Annotated in this window: 14 protein-coding genes; 9 read left to right on the top strand and 5 right to left on the bottom strand. The window is 71.1% G+C overall.

Annotated features, from left to right (window positions below; translation table 11 throughout):
* Positions 1 to 21: 21 nt before the first annotated feature.
* Complete coding sequence (locus tag N1F89_RS02735; protein ID WP_290081258.1) at positions 22 to 867, top strand: ABC transporter ATP-binding protein; 846 nt, start codon at positions 22 to 24, stop codon at positions 865 to 867.
* Between the two features lie 92 nt (positions 868 to 959).
* On the opposite strand, the gene N1F89_RS02730 is transcribed toward N1F89_RS02735, so the two are convergent.
* Positions 960 to 1,784 carry an alpha/beta hydrolase gene (locus N1F89_RS02730; protein ID WP_290081256.1) on the bottom strand — a complete coding sequence of 275 codons (825 nt, stop codon included), beginning with the start codon at positions 1,782 to 1,784 and terminating at the stop codon, positions 960 to 962.
* Positions 1,785 to 1,954: 170 nt separating this feature from the next.
* On the opposite strand from N1F89_RS02730, the gene N1F89_RS02725 reads away from it, so the two are divergent.
* From N1F89_RS02725 to N1F89_RS02710, 4 genes are all read left to right on the top strand, one after another.
* Positions 1,955 to 2,182, top strand: coding sequence for an aa3-type cytochrome c oxidase subunit IV (locus N1F89_RS02725; protein WP_290081254.1), 228 nt, complete (start codon positions 1,955 to 1,957; stop codon positions 2,180 to 2,182).
* A gap of 75 nt (positions 2,183 to 2,257) precedes the next feature.
* Positions 2,258 to 3,598 carry a Re/Si-specific NAD(P)(+) transhydrogenase subunit alpha gene (locus N1F89_RS02720; RefSeq protein WP_290081253.1) on the top strand — a complete coding sequence of 447 codons (1,341 nt, stop codon included), beginning with the start codon at positions 2,258 to 2,260 and terminating at the stop codon, positions 3,596 to 3,598.
* Positions 3,598 to 4,020 carry an NAD(P) transhydrogenase subunit alpha gene (locus tag N1F89_RS02715; protein WP_290081251.1) on the top strand — a complete coding sequence of 141 codons (423 nt, stop codon included), beginning with the start codon at positions 3,598 to 3,600 and terminating at the stop codon, positions 4,018 to 4,020. The genes N1F89_RS02720 and N1F89_RS02715 overlap by 1 nt, the downstream gene beginning before the upstream one ends.
* A gap of 40 nt (positions 4,021 to 4,060) precedes the next feature.
* On the top strand, positions 4,061 to 5,458 hold the full coding sequence (locus N1F89_RS02710; RefSeq protein WP_290081250.1) for an NAD(P)(+) transhydrogenase (Re/Si-specific) subunit beta: 1,398 nt from the start codon (positions 4,061 to 4,063) through the stop codon (positions 5,456 to 5,458).
* Between the two features lie 95 nt (positions 5,459 to 5,553).
* Here N1F89_RS02710 and N1F89_RS02705 read toward each other — a convergent pair whose 3' ends face one another.
* The 3 genes from N1F89_RS02705 to rpsU form a co-directional block, all read right to left on the bottom strand.
* Positions 5,554 to 6,030, bottom strand: coding sequence for a DUF992 domain-containing protein (locus N1F89_RS02705; protein WP_290081248.1), 477 nt, complete (start codon positions 6,028 to 6,030; stop codon positions 5,554 to 5,556).
* A 213-nt stretch (positions 6,031 to 6,243) separates the two neighbouring features.
* A complete protein-coding gene (locus tag N1F89_RS02700) occupies positions 6,244 to 7,083 on the bottom strand; it encodes a tetratricopeptide repeat protein (RefSeq protein WP_290081246.1) in 840 nt (279 codons plus the stop codon).
* Between the two features lie 271 nt (positions 7,084 to 7,354).
* The gene (gene rpsU / locus N1F89_RS02695; protein ID WP_290081371.1) at positions 7,355 to 7,582 is read right to left on the bottom strand and encodes a 30S ribosomal protein S21; all 228 of its coding nucleotides are present in this window, start codon (positions 7,580 to 7,582) and stop codon (positions 7,355 to 7,357) included.
* Between the two features lie 346 nt (positions 7,583 to 7,928).
* Between rpsU and N1F89_RS02690 the strand changes: the two genes are divergently transcribed.
* The 3 genes from N1F89_RS02690 to N1F89_RS02680 all read left to right on the top strand — a co-directional run bounded on the left by N1F89_RS02690 (position 7,929) and on the right by N1F89_RS02680 (position 10,849).
* Positions 7,929 to 9,275 carry a sulfite oxidase gene (locus N1F89_RS02690; RefSeq protein WP_290081244.1) on the top strand — a complete coding sequence of 449 codons (1,347 nt, stop codon included), beginning with the start codon at positions 7,929 to 7,931 and terminating at the stop codon, positions 9,273 to 9,275.
* Between the two features lie 4 nt (positions 9,276 to 9,279).
* Positions 9,280 to 9,696, top strand: a complete 417-nt coding sequence (locus N1F89_RS02685) for a hypothetical protein (RefSeq protein WP_290081241.1) — start codon at positions 9,280 to 9,282, stop codon at positions 9,694 to 9,696.
* A 205-nt stretch (positions 9,697 to 9,901) separates the two neighbouring features.
* Positions 9,902 to 10,849 carry a calcium/sodium antiporter gene (locus N1F89_RS02680; RefSeq protein ID WP_290081239.1) on the top strand — a complete coding sequence of 316 codons (948 nt, stop codon included), beginning with the start codon at positions 9,902 to 9,904 and terminating at the stop codon, positions 10,847 to 10,849.
* Between the two features lie 45 nt (positions 10,850 to 10,894).
* On the opposite strand, the gene N1F89_RS02675 is transcribed toward N1F89_RS02680, so the two are convergent.
* Positions 10,895 to 11,695 carry a glutathione S-transferase family protein gene (locus tag N1F89_RS02675; RefSeq protein WP_290081237.1) on the bottom strand — a complete coding sequence of 267 codons (801 nt, stop codon included), beginning with the start codon at positions 11,693 to 11,695 and terminating at the stop codon, positions 10,895 to 10,897.
* 261 nt (positions 11,696 to 11,956) lie between these two features.
* Between N1F89_RS02675 and N1F89_RS02670 the strand changes: the two genes are divergently transcribed.
* Positions 11,957 to 13,210: a sarcosine oxidase subunit beta gene (locus tag N1F89_RS02670; protein WP_290081236.1), complete on the top strand. Its 1,254-nt coding sequence runs from the start codon at positions 11,957 to 11,959 to the stop codon at positions 13,208 to 13,210.
* The last annotated feature ends 1 nt before the right edge of the window (position 13,211 follow it).

Below are 13,211 nucleotides of genomic sequence, written 5' to 3'. Positions count from 1 at the left end.
GACGAACAGCGGACGACAGCCATGACGCTTGCCACCACCGCCGACAGCCCGGCCGCCGAGGCCGCCGAGACGATCCTCGAGGTCAACAACATCGAGGTGATCTACGACCACGTGATCCTCGTCCTGAAGGGGGTGTCGCTGTCGGTGCCGCGCGGCGGCATCACCGCCATCCTGGGCGCCAACGGCGCCGGCAAGACGACGACGCTCAAGGCGATCTCCAACCTGTTGCGCGCCGAGCGCGGCGAGGTGACCAAGGGCAGCATCGTGTTCGACGGCGCGCAGGTGCAGAACCTGTCGCCCAACGAGCTCGTCAAGCGCGGCTGCATCCAGGTGATGGAGGGGCGCCACTGCTTCGGCCACCTGTCGGTCGAGGACAATCTCCTGACCGGCGCCTTCACGCGGCGCGACGGGACGGCGGCCGTGCGCGCCGACCTCGACCTGGTCTACTCCTACTTTCCGCGCCTCAAGGAGCGGCGCAACAGCCAGGCCGGCTACACCTCCGGCGGCGAGCAGCAGATGACGGCGATCGGCCGGGCGCTGATGTCGCGGCCCAAGATGATCCTGCTCGACGAGCCGTCGATGGGGCTGGCGCCGCAGCTTGTCGAGGAGATCTTCGAGATCGTCAAGCAGCTCAACGAGGAGCAGGGCGTGTCCTTCCTGCTCGCTGAGCAGAACACCAACGTGGCGCTGCGCTACGCCAAGTACGGCTACATCCTGGAATCGGGCCGCGTGGTGCTCGACGGCGCGGCCAAGGCGCTGCGCGAGAACGAGGACGTCAAGGAGTTCTACCTCGGCGTGGCCGGAGAGGGGCGGCGCTCGTTCCGCAACGTCAAGCACTACAAGCGGCGCAAGCGCTGGCTGTCCTGAGGCGCCTGCGGCAGGCGGGAAGGCGCCCGGCGCGCCGGCCCGGCGCGGCGCGAAGCGGGCCGAACGCGCGGCGGGCAAGCGCCGGCGCCGGCTCAGCCCTCGAAGAAGCGGATGGCGGCGGCGACGATCGCCTCCGGCGCGTCCTCCTGCACCAGATGGCCGGCGCCCGGCACGGTGGAGAACTCCGCGCCCGGCATCATGGCCGCCAGCCGGCGGCCCTGGTCGACGGGAATCCAGGCGTCCTCCTCGCCCCACAGCAGGCGCACCGGGCAGCGCACGGCGCCGAGCGCGTCGGCGATGGCGTCGGTGTGGGCGCGGTCCATCTGGGCGATCTGGCGGTAGAAGGCCGGCTGGCCCTGCGGACCGGTCCACGGCGCGACATAGGGCGCCAGCGCCTCGGCCGGCAGCGGCCGGGCAGCCGCGCCGGCGATGTAGGTGGCGACGACGGCGTGCTGGATGGCGGCCGGAAGGCCGGCGAAGGCCGCCTCGTGCGCCCGCACGTGCTGCACGAAGGGCGAGCCCCACGGGCTGATCGCCACCGGATCGACGAGCATCAGGCGGCTGAAGTCGCGGCCGTCGAGCAGATGCGCACGCAGCGCCGTGGCACCGCCGAAGTCGTGCGCCAGCACCGCCGGCCGGTCGAGCTGCCAGTGGTCGAGGAGGGCGCCGAGCAGCCGGTTCTGCACGCCGAGCGAGACGTCCTGGCCGGCCCGCTTGGCCGACTGGCCGTAGCCGAGCAGGTCGTAGCGGTAGACCCGGTGACGGGCCGCCAGATGCGGCAGCACGCGGTGCCAGACATGGGCGCTGAACGGGGTGCCGTGGATCAGCACCAGCGGCGGGCCGTCGCCCGCGACGTCCCAGGCGACGGCGTCGCCCTCGAAGCCGAACCGTTCGCCGAGCGGGTGCGTGCCGTCCATCATGTCCTCCCCTGCCGCGCCGGGCGGACCGTGGCAGGCGGCCGGCCTCAAGCAAAGCGCAAAGCACTGAAGCGGCATGCAGCGGCGCTGAACTGCGGCAATCCTCCCATTGCCCTTGCTGGAGCTTTTCGCTATTCCCTGCGCAATTCCATCCGAGGGGTTTTTTCGCCATGGCAGACAACACGCCGACCGGTTCGGCCGAGACGGGCGCGGAAATGGACTACGCCGAGCACGAGCGCACCTATTCGCTGTTCCTGACGATGACCAAGTACGGCTCGCTCACCGTGGTGGCCGTGCTGATCGCCATGGCCTTCGGCTTCTTCACCACGGCCGGCTTCATCTCCAGCACCATCCTGTTCCTGCTCATCATCGCCCTGGGCACCTGGCTGCTGCGCTAGCGGCAGCGCCAGTCCGGCCCGCGCGTCCGGCGCGGTCCGTGCCCCGGGAGGAGCCAAGCGAAAGGATCGAGGGCGGTGGCACAGACGATATTCGTACCCAAGGAATCGGCGGCGGAGGAGCCGCGCGTGGCGGCGTCGCCGGAGACGGTGAAGCGGCTCGCGGGCCTCGGCTTCGCGGTCGTCGTCGAGCGCGGCGCGGGCGCCGGCTCGCGCATCCCCGACGCGGAGTTCGAGAAGGCGGGCGCCCGGCTCGGCAAGGCGGCCGACGCGGGCAAGGCCGACGTGGTGCTCAAGGTGCGCCGGCCGGACGAGGCCGAGCTCAAGACCTACAAGTCCGGCGCCCTGGTGCTGGCGGCCATGGACCCCTACGGCCACGAGGACGCGGTGGCGGCGATGGCGCGCGCCGGGGTCTCGGCCTTCGCCATGGAGCTGATGCCGCGCATCACGCGGGCGCAGTCGATGGACGTGCTGTCGAGCCAGGCCAATCTGGCCGGCTATCGCGCGGTGATCGACGCGGCGGCCGCCTATGACCGCGCGCTGCCGATGATGATGACGGCGGCCGGCACGGTGCCGGCGGCCAAGGTGTTCGTGATGGGCGCCGGCGTCGCCGGCCTGCAGGCGATCGCCACCGCGCGCCGGCTCGGCGCCGTGGTGACGGCGACCGACGTGCGCGCGGCGGCCGGCGAGCAGGTCGCCTCGCTGGGCGCCAAGTTCATCATGACCGAGGCGCTGAAGGATGCCTCCGGCGAGGGCGGCTACGCCCGCGAACTGACCGACGCCGAGAAGACGGCGCAGGCCGAGCTCGTCGCCGAGCACATCGCCAAGCAGGACATCGTGATCACCACCGCGCTGATCCCCGGCCGGCCGGCGCCCAGGCTGGTGTCGAAGGCGATGGTCGCCTCGATGCGGCCGGGCTCGGTGATCGTCGACCTGGCGGTCGAGCGCGGCGGCAATGTCGAGGGCGCGGCGCCCGGCAAGGTGGTGACGACCGACAACGGCGTGACCATCCTCGGCCATCTCAACGTGCCGGGCCGCGTGGCGGCCTCCTCCTCGCTGCTCTACGCCAAGAACCTCTACGCCTTCCTGGAGACCATGGTCGACAAGGAGAAGAAGGCGCTGGCGGTCGACTGGGACGACGAGCTGGTCAAGGCGACGCTGCTGACGCGCGACGGCGAGGTGGTGCATGTCGGCTTCGCCGAGGCCGCCAAGGCCGCCGGCGCGGGCAAGCCGGCGGCGCGCAAGAGCGCGGCCGCGGGTCGCGGCAAGACGGCGAAGCCCGCCACCGGCAAGGCCAAGGCGGCCGGCGGCAAGGCCGCGGCGCGCAAGCCGGCCGCCAAGGCGGCGGACGACAAGCCGGCTGCCGGCAAGCCCGCCGAGGGAGCGGGCGACGGCGGCAAGCCGGGAGGTGAAGCCTGATGCAGGAGGGGGCGATGGAGCAGGCGCTCGAACAGCTCGAGAAGGCGACGGCCAGCGTGCGCGCGGCCTTCGAGAGCATGGAAGCGGCGGACGCGGCCGGCGCGGTGGCGCACGGCGCGACCGGCGGCGCGGTCGACCCGTTCGTCTTCCGCTTCGCGATCTTCGTGCTGGCGATCTTCGTCGGCTACTACGTCGTGTGGTCGGTGACGCCGGCGCTGCACACGCCGCTGATGTCGGTCACCAACGCGATCTCCTCGGTGATCGTGGTCGGCGCGCTGCTTGCCGTCGGCATCTCGGCCTCGGGCCTGGCGACCGGCTTCGGCTTCGTCGCGCTGGTGCTCGCCTCGGTCAACATCTTCGGCGGCTTCCTGGTCACCCAGCGCATGCTCGCGATGTACAAGAAGAAGGGGCAGGATCGATGACCGGCTCGCCGTCGCCCCTCTTGCAGCGCGGGAGCCGTTGATGTCGCTGAACCTCGCCACGCTTCTCTATCTCGTCTCGGGCATCCTGTTCATCCTGGCGCTGCGCGGCCTGTCGCACCCGACGACCAGCCGGCAGGGCAATCTCTACGGCATGATCGGCATGGCCGTGGCCGTTGGCACGACGCTGCTGATCGCCACGCCGTCCTTCGGCGGGCTCCTGCTCATCGTCGTCGGCATCGCCATCGGCGGTGCGGTCGGCGCGCTGATCGCGCAGCGCATCGCCATGACCAAGATGCCGCAGCTCGTCGCCGCCTTCCACTCGCTGGTCGGCCTGGCCGCGGTGATGGTCGCGGCGGCCGCGCTCTACTCGCCGGAAAGCTTCGGCATCGGCACCGTCGGCGCCATCCACGCCCAGGCGCTGGTCGAGATGGCGCTCGGCGTGGCGATCGGCGCGGTCACCTTCACCGGCTCGATCATCGCCTTCCTGAAGCTCGACGGCCGCATGTCGGGCAAGCCGATCCTTCTGCCGGCGCGCCATGCGGTGAACCTCGCCATCGCGGTGGCGCTCGTCGTGCTGACGGTCATGCTGGTGGTCGGCCAGTCGGCCTCGGTGTTCTGGCTGATCGTGGTGCTGGCGCTGGCGCTCGGCGTGCTCATCATCATCCCGATCGGCGGCGCCGACATGCCGGTCGTCGTGTCGATGCTCAACTCCTATTCGGGCTGGGCGGCGGCCGGCATCGGCTTCACGCTGGGCAACCTGGCGCTCATCATCACCGGGGCGCTGGTCGGCTCGTCGGGCGCCATCCTCAGCTACATCATGTGCAAGGGGATGAACCGCTCCTTCATCTCCGTCATCCTCGGCGGCTTCGGCGGCGAGACGGCGGCGGCGGCCGACGACGGCATCGACCGCACGGTCAAGCAGGGCTCGGCCGACGATGCGGCCTATCTGATGGCCAACGCGCAGAAGGTCATCATCGTGCCGGGCTACGGCATGGCGGTCGCCCAGGCGCAGCACGCGCTGCGCGAGATGGCCGACAAGCTGAAGGCGGCGGGCGTCGAGGTGAAGTACGCCATCCACCCCGTCGCCGGCCGCATGCCGGGCCACATGAACGTGCTCCTGGCCGAGGCTCAGGTGCCCTATGACGAGGTGTTCGAGCTCGAGGACATCAACTCCGAGTTCAGCCAGGCCGACGTCGCCTATGTCATCGGCGCCAACGACGTGACCAACCCGGCCGCGCGCGACGACAAGACCTCGCCGATCTACGGCATGCCGATCCTCGACGTCGACAAGGCGCGCACCTGCCTGTTCGTCAAGCGTTCGCTGGGCTCGGGCTATGCCGGCATCGACAACACGCTGTTCTACAAGGACGGCACGATGATGCTGCTCGGCGATGCCAAGAAGATGACCGAGGACATCGTCAAGGCGCTCGAGGCCTGATCCGGTCCAACCGGGCCGGTGGTATCCGGTCTTCTGCAGTCACGAGGGCCCGGCGGCAACGCCGGGCCCTTGTCCGTTGCGGCCCGCGCGGGCGCTCAGTTCGCCGTCGAGCGCAGCGCGAGCCCGGCCACGCCGAGCGCCACGTTGAGGCCGGTCTGCGCCTGCAGGCTGAGCGGCTGCAGCACGAAGGTGTCGTTCGAGCCGCCGACCAGCAGGTTGGCGCCGCCGCCGACGCCGGCGGTCAGCTCGGCGCTGGCGCCGATATAGTCGCCGGAAAGCGCGCCGGGCGCGTAGGCGACGTCGGTGGGGGCGAGCACCAGCCACTGCATCACGGATTCGCTGGTCAGGCCGACGTCGACGCCGAACTTGCTGATGGAGCCGACATAGGTCTCCGGCGGGCGCTGCTCGCCGGCCGGCTCGAAGGTGCAGGCGAGCTCCTCCGACGTCAGGATGGCGATGTCGAGGCCGCCGTCGATCAGGCAGTCCAGGACGCCGATCTCGACGCGCTCCTGCGCGGCCGCCGGGGCGGCGGACAGGGCGAGCGCGGCGGCGGCAAACAGGGTCTTTCTCATGGCGGTCGGCTCCGTTGCTTGCGGTTCGCCCCTTCAACCGCCGGACGGGCCGTGTGGTTCCTCAACCGGAGCCGGAGGACGATCGCCGGGCGGCCGTCGGTGCCTTTTTCGGCCGCTGCCGATGCTGCGCCCATCGGCCGTTCGGGGCACCGTCTCCCGCCGGCGGGGAGAACGGGGCGGCGGAAGAACCCGCTGCTGCCGGCGCCGCGGCGCTCAGGCGCCGCGCGTGCGCTCGAGGCCGGAGCGGGCGGGGCCGTAGTCGGGGTCGAGCTGCAGGGCGCGCGAATAGGAGCGCGCGGCGCGCGCCATGTCGCCGCGCTGCTCGTAGACCAGCGCCTGGTTGGCCCAGCTCTCGGCCACCCCGTCGTCGAGGCGGATGGCGGTGTTGAAGTCGGAGAAGGCGTTCTCGTCGTCGCCACGCGCCAGATAGCTCAGGCCGCGGGCGTTGTAGCCGTAGGGCTCGTCGGGGGCGAGCGAGATCGCCTTGGCGAAATCCTCGATGGCGAAGTCGTGCTGGCCGCGCTGCTGGTAGAGCAGGCCGCGCCGGTGGTAGGCGCGCGGGTCGGTCGTGTCGAGCCGGATGGCGGCCTCGAAGTCGCTGAAGGCGGCGTCGATGCGGCCGGCGCGGCGGTAGATCTCGCCGCGGCCGATGAAGGCGGCGTCGTAGCGCGGGTTGAGCTCGAGGGCGCGGTTGTAGTCGGCCAGCGCCTGCTGCTGGTCGCCGAGATAGCGGTGGATCAGCGCGCGGTTGGCGTAGGCGCGGTAGGAGGAGGGGTCGAGCTGGATCGCCCGGTTGAAATCGGCCAGCGCGTCGTCGTAGCGGCCGGCGCGGCCGAAGGCCGAGCCGCGCACGTTGTAGGCCTGCGGGTCGTTCGGCGTGCGCTGGATCACGGCGCTCAGCGAGGCGATGTTCTCCTGCGAGCCCTGCGCGGTGTCGATGGCGGCGAGGTCGGAGACCGGCGCCGTCTGGCAGGCGGCAAGGCCGGCCAGGGCGGCGAGCGCGGCGGCGACGGCCGCACCCCTCAGAACAGGGCGGCGGGGCTGGGGCGTCATCGTTTCGGGCATCGCGGCTCGGTCACTCATGCTGCGCATTGCGGGAAACACGCCGCGGCGGCGATGCGCCGGCCGGCGATACGAAAACGGGGCGGCCGCGGTGCGACGACCGTGCCACCCCGCCACGAGAGCCTCCTGCAGCCGAGCGCACGCACTCGGCGCCGCATCCATGCGGCGAGATCGACCGGGAAGACCATGATGCCGTGCGAAACCGCTTCGCGCTTCCAGGCGTCAAGGTCTAGCGGCGGAAAGGGACGAAAACTGGGCGGCGTCAACGCGCCGCGGCTCGGCTGCCCGTGAGGCCCTCGCGCTGGGCGCGCTTGCGGGCGAGCTTGCGGGCGCGGCGCACGGCCTCCGCCTTCTCGCGGGCGCGCTTTTCCGACGGCTTCTCGTAGTGCCCGCGCATCTTCATCTCGCGGAAGATGCCTTCGCGCTGCATCTTTTTCTTCAAGGCGCGCAGCGCCTGATCGACATTGTTGTCGCGGACGAGTACCTGCAAGGACGTGTTCCTGTTCGACGGGTTGCGGGAAACGAAAAGCCTGCGCGACACACAGATCGCGAATCGTGCGGCTCATAGCAGAATCGGGTCGAGGTGTCGAGACCGCGCAAGCGTCGTGCGGCCCGGCCGGAGGGGAGGCGGCCGCCGCGCGGCGGCCGAAACGGCCGGAGCGGAGCGCGAAAGGCTTCGCAGGTCCGCACCGTTTGTGCTAGCCTGTTCCGATCCTTGAGGGTTTCGAGGAAATCTTTTCCCCGACGGGAAACTTTCGGGGGTCGTTATGCTCGGAATGCGCCGGGTCGGCGGCCGGCGCCACGACGAGCGGGCAAAGCGCAACAGGGAGAGATCGATGGCCAGACTTGACGACGAAGACCGCACCTCGGGGGCAGTCGATCGCGAGACCATACGGCGGGCCTATGCGGCCGATCCGTTCGAGGCCGAGCGCCGGCTGTTCGGGCGTCTCGCCCATGCCGACCGCCGCGGCTTCCTGCGCGGTGCCGGGCTGGCGGCGATGGGTGCCGCGCTCGGCGCGGCGATGCCGTTCCACCGCAACTTCCCGTCCGGGCTGGTGCCGGCCGCCTTCGCGCAGGATTCGGAGGCCGAGTTGATGGCCGGCAAGGACGGGCTGACGCTGCTCAACGAGCGGCCGGTCAACGCCGAGACGCCGGCGCATCTGCTCGACGACGACATCACGCCCTATGAGCGGCTGTTCGTGCGCAACAACGGGCTGGTGCCGCAGAGCGCGCTCGAGCAGAACGCCGAGGGCTGGACGCTGACGGTCGACGGCGAGGTCGACAACACGCTGTCGCTCAGCATCGACGACCTGAAGAACGACTTCGAGACCGTCACCCAGGCGCTGTGGCTGGAGTGCGGCGGCAACGGCCGCGCCTTCTTCAACCCCGGCGCCTCGGGTAACCAGTGGACGACCGGCGCGATCGGCTGCCCCGAATGGACGGGCGTGCGGCTGCGCGACGTGCTGGAGCGCGCCGGGCTCAAGTCCTCGGCCGTCTACACCGGCCACTACGGCAACGACCTGCACCTGTCCGGCGATCCGGAGAAGGAGGCGATCTCGCGCGGCGTGCCGATCGACAAGGCGATGGAGCCCGAGTGCATGATCGCCTGGGCGATGAACGGGCAGGACATTCCCGCCCTGCACGGCTTCCCGCTGCGGCTCGTCATTCCCGGCTATCCGGGGTCGGCCTCGCAGAAGTACCTGACCCGCATCTGGGTGCGCGACCAGGTGCACGACGGCGCCAAGATGGGCGGCTACTCGTACCGCCTGCCGGCCTATCCGGTGGCGCCGGGCACCGAGGTGCCGGAGGAGGACATGGAGATCCTCACCGTCATGCCGGTCAAGTCGCTGATCACCGGGCCGGCGACGGGCGCGGAGGTTCCGGCGGGGCAGCCGGCCGAGGTGCGCGGCCACGCCTGGGCCGGCAATGGCGACGTCAGGGCGATGCATGTCTCGCTCGACTTCGGGCAGACCTGGCAGGAGGCCGAGCTCGACGGGCCGCCCAACAAATATGCCTGGCAGCGCTGGCGCGCCGAGGTGACGCCGCCGGAGGCCGGCTACTACGAGGTGTGGGCGCGCGCCACCGACCAGAACGGCGTCATGCAGCCGCCGACCACGCCGGGCTGGAACCCGCGCGGCTACGGCAACAACATGATGCACAGGATCGCGCTCTTTGCGGTGTGATCTGATGGGCATGACCCGCGGGCGGCGGCGCGGCCGCCGCCCGGCGGGCGCGGTGCTGCGTCGCGCGGCCTGGCTGGCCGCCGGCGCAGCCGTGCTGTCGGCCGGCGTCGCGGCGGCGCAGGGCTACGACCCGATGCGCCCGCCGCAGCAGCAGGTGCCGGGCGCGGCCGCGCCGGAGACGGCGCCGGAGGTCGATCCCGAACTCGGCGGCCTGCCGGTCGGGCCGGGCGCGGAGGACACGTTCTACCTGTGCTCGGCCTGTCATTCGATCTCCCTGGTCACCCAGCAGCGGCTGACGGACGAGCGCTGGGACTATCTGTGGACCTGGATGATCGAGGAGCAGGGCATGCCCGAGCAGGATGCCGAGACGCGCGAGACGATCCTCGACTACCTGAAGACGCACTTCTCGGCCGAACGCTGAGCGCCGCCGCCGCCCGTTTCGGGCGGCGGCCGTCGCGCCTGCGGGTGCGCCGCGTGGCGGCGGGCGATGGCGTGCGGCCACCCATGGAAATGGCGTGCGGCCGCCCTTGAAAGGCGCCCGCGGCATGCCGATCTGCATGCCGCCAGGCGGGTGCCCCCGACGCCGGCGACGGAGGCTCGGGGCGCGCGCGCATGGGGACTCATCGATGGACTATCTTCTCGTGGCCGGCGGTCTCGTCGGCCTGCTGGTCGGCGGCGACCTTCTGGTGCGCGGCGCGGTCGGCGTGGCGCGCCGCTTCGACGTCTCGCCGATGGTCATCGGCCTGACGCTGGTCGGCTTCGGCACCTCGGCGCCGGAGCTCGTCACCAGCCTGCAGGCCGCGCTCATCGGTTCGCCGGGCATCGCGCTCGGCAACATCGTCGGCTCCAACATCGCCAACATCCTGCTCATCCTGGGCCTCGCCGCGCTGATCAGCCCGATGGCGGTGGCGCCCGCCGCCTTCAAGCGCGACGGCACGGTGCTGGTGCTCGCGACGCTCGCCTGCGTGGCGGCGGTGCTGGCCGGCACGGTCGGCCGTCCGGCCGGCGGCTTCCTGCTGGCCGGGCTCGCCGCCTTCCTGGCGCTGACCTTCGCCATCGAGCGGCGCCGCCACACGGCCGCCGCCGACGTCTACGAGGCCGAGGCGGAGAGCCTGCCGGTGCTGAAGACCGGCGCGCCGGCGAGCCTGGCGGTGTTCGCCGTCGGCCTCGTCATCACCGTTCTGGCCGCCCGCTTCCTCGTCCAGGGGGCGGCGGCGCTGGCTGCCGATTTCGGCGTGTCGGAAGCGGTGATCGGGCTCACCGTCGTGGCCGTGGGCACCTCGCTGCCCGAGCTCGCCACGTCGGCTGTGGCCGCCGTCAGGCGCCAGAGCGACGTGGCGCTGGGCAACGTCGTCGGCTCCAACATCTTCAACGTGCTCGGCATTCTCGGCGTCACCGCGCTCGTCAGCCCGCTCGCCGTGCCGGCCGAGATCGCCCGGCTCGACGTGTGGGTGATGCTGGCGGCGACCGCGCTGCTCGTCGCGGTGGTCGTCACCGGCTGGCGCATCACCCGGCGCGAGGGAGCGGCGCTGCTCGCCGTCTATGCCGGCTATATCGCCTTCCTCGCGCTCTGAGGTGTTTGCAGGCGACGTCGCGACCGGTTTGCCGTGCGAGCCCGCTCAGGCGACGAGGCCGAGCGCCTCGTCGCCGGCGCGCGTGGCATACTTGTCGCGCGGCGGCCAGGGCCGCTCGCGCCAGTGCGGCTCGAAGACGAAGCTGGAGCGGCTGCGGCCGGGCAGCAGCGCGCCGTTGCCGGCGCCGAGCGCATAGTCGTAGTAGAGCTTGACGATCTCCTCGCGGCTGACCTGCTGGGCCGCCGGATGCGCCAGGCACGCCTCGCGCCAGCGCCGCACGCGGTGATAGGCCGGTTCGTCCGGCAGATCGAAGTCCTCGTAGTAGTCGAGGAACCAGAAGCGCATGAACATCGGCGTGAACACCGCCTCGGCGAGGCCGAAATCGTCGAACAGCCAGGTGCCGTCGGGGTTGTGCTCGACCAGGAAGCCGTCGATGTCGCGATAGAGCGCCAGGAGCTTGTCGCGGTGCGCGGGGCGCTCGGCCTCGTCCTGGTTCATCACGAACAGGTAGCCGGCCATGGTGAACGGCCCCTCGCGGGCGATCAGCATGCGCTCGACCGCCCGCTCATAGGGGTCGCGGCGGGCGACCGGCGGCTCGGCGAACCGGTCCTCGATGTAGCCGAGGATGACCAAGCTCTCCTTGATGATGCGGCCGTCCTCGGTCTCCAGCACCGGCAGCGCGGTGGTGCCGCGCGTCTTGCGCAGAAGCTCGGGATCGCGCGGCCGGGTGATGTCGACGACGCGGAACTCGACCGCCTCGCTCAGCCCCTTCAGGGCGAGCACGATCTCGAGGCGCTGCGAGAAAGGGCAGACGGGGATGTGATAGACGATCGGCTTGTCGGCCATCGCTGGCGCTTCCTTCTGTCGTTGCTGCGGCCCGATGCGCGCGGGGTCGCGGCACTGTGGCACGGCGGGCCGGCGAAGGGAACGGCCGGCGGCGGCGCCGCGGCCCCGGCCGCCGGGCCGCCGGTCGCGCTTCAAAACGCCATCGGCCGTCGCATTTGGCGCAAGACCTTGCCGCCGATTTCGCTAGTGGTACGCTTCGCCGGGGCCGGCCGCGCCCGCCAGCGCCGGCCGCCGCGCCACCACGCTTGCCGGGAAGGTCCGATGCGCAAATACTCCGTCTTCGCCATCGCCCGCGAGGCCATGCGCGGCCACAAGGGCTGGCCGGAGCAGTGGGCCTCGCCGGAGCCGCGCCGGGAGTACGAGGTGGTCATCGTCGGCGCCGGCGGCCATGGCCTGGCGACCGCCTACTACCTGGCCAAGGAACACGGCATCACCGACATCGCGGTGGTGGAGAAGGGCTGGCTCGGCGGCGGCAACACCGGCCGCAACACCACCATCATCCGCTCCAACTATCTCTATGACGAATCCGCCGGCATCTACGACCACGCGGTCAAGCTGTGGGACGGGCTGTCGCAGGACCTCAACTACAACGTCATGTACAGCCCGCGCGGCGTCATGATGCTGGCGCACAACGTGCACGACGTGCAGGTCTTCAAGCGCCACATCCACGCCAACCGGCTGAACGGCGTCGACAACGAATGGCTGACCCCGGAGGCGGCCAAGGCCTACTGCCCGCCGCTCAACGTGGCGCGCTCGGCACGCTATCCGGTGATGGGCGCCGCACTGCAGCGTCGCGGCGGCACGGCGCGCCACGACGCCGTCGCCTGGGGCTATGCGCGCGCCGCCTCGGCGCGCGGCGTGCACATCATCGAGAACTGCGAGGTCACCGGCATCCGCCGCTCGCCGAACGGCCATGTCAGCGGCGTCGAGACGAGCCGCGGCTTCATCGGCGCCAGGAAGGTCGGCGTCGTGGCGGCCGGCCACTCCTCGGTGCTGATGCAGATGGCCGGGCTGTCGATGCCGCTCGAATCCTATCCTCTGCAGGCGCTGGTGTCGGAGCCGGTCAAGCCGGTGTTCCCCTGCGTGGTGATGTCGAACACGGTGCACGCCTACATCTCGCAGTCCGACAAGGGCGAGCTGGTGATCGGCGCCGGCACCGACCAGTACATCTCCTATGCGCAGAGCGGCGGGCTGCACATCATCCAGCACACGCTGGAGGCGATCTGCGAGATGTTTCCCATCTTCACGCGCATGAAGATGCTGCGCTCGTGGGGCGGCATCGTCGACGTGACGCCGGACCGCTCGCCGATCCTGGCCAAGACGCCGGTGCCTGGTCTCTACGTCAACTGCGGCTGGGGCACCGGCGGCTTCAAGGCGACGCCCGGCTCCGGCCACGTCTTCGCCCACACCATCGCGCGCGACGCGCCGCATCCGATCAACGCGCCGTTCACGCTCGAGCGCTTCCGCAACGGCCGGCTGATCGACGAGGCCGCCGCGGCGGCCGTGGCGCACTGAC

This window comes from Aquibium sp. A9E412, assembly GCF_030398335.1.
Lineage (GTDB): Bacteria > Pseudomonadota > Alphaproteobacteria > Rhizobiales > Rhizobiaceae > A9E412.
This window is presented reverse-complemented; position numbering and strand designations above follow the sequence as displayed.

Excerpts from the sequence above, each read along its gene's own strand:
- N1F89_RS02685 (WP_290081241.1), top strand. The coding sequence starts at position 9,280 with ATGGGCATGACCCGCGGGCGGCGGCGCGGCCGCCGCCCGGCGGGCGCG.
- N1F89_RS02710 (WP_290081250.1), top strand. The coding sequence starts at position 4,061 with ATGTCGCTGAACCTCGCCACGCTTCTCTATCTCGTCTCGGGCATCCTG.
- N1F89_RS02725 (WP_290081254.1), top strand. The coding sequence starts at position 1,955 with ATGGCAGACAACACGCCGACCGGTTCGGCCGAGACGGGCGCGGAAATG.
- N1F89_RS02690 (WP_290081244.1), top strand. The coding sequence starts at position 7,929 with ATGGCCAGACTTGACGACGAAGACCGCACCTCGGGGGCAGTCGATCGC.
- N1F89_RS02675 (WP_290081237.1), bottom strand. The coding sequence starts at position 11,695 with ATGGCCGACAAGCCGATCGTCTATCACATCCCCGTCTGCCCTTTCTCG.
- N1F89_RS02735 (WP_290081258.1), top strand. The coding sequence starts at position 22 with ATGACGCTTGCCACCACCGCCGACAGCCCGGCCGCCGAGGCCGCCGAG.
- N1F89_RS02680 (WP_290081239.1), top strand. The coding sequence starts at position 9,902 with ATGGACTATCTTCTCGTGGCCGGCGGTCTCGTCGGCCTGCTGGTCGGC.
- N1F89_RS02730 (WP_290081256.1), bottom strand. The coding sequence starts at position 1,784 with ATGGACGGCACGCACCCGCTCGGCGAACGGTTCGGCTTCGAGGGCGAC.
- N1F89_RS02715 (WP_290081251.1), top strand. The coding sequence starts at position 3,598 with ATGCAGGAGGGGGCGATGGAGCAGGCGCTCGAACAGCTCGAGAAGGCG.
- N1F89_RS02670 (WP_290081236.1), top strand. The coding sequence starts at position 11,957 with ATGCGCAAATACTCCGTCTTCGCCATCGCCCGCGAGGCCATGCGCGGC.
- N1F89_RS02700 (WP_290081246.1), bottom strand. The coding sequence starts at position 7,083 with ATGACGCCCCAGCCCCGCCGCCCTGTTCTGAGGGGTGCGGCCGTCGCC.
- N1F89_RS02705 (WP_290081248.1), bottom strand. The coding sequence starts at position 6,030 with ATGAGAAAGACCCTGTTTGCCGCCGCCGCGCTCGCCCTGTCCGCCGCC.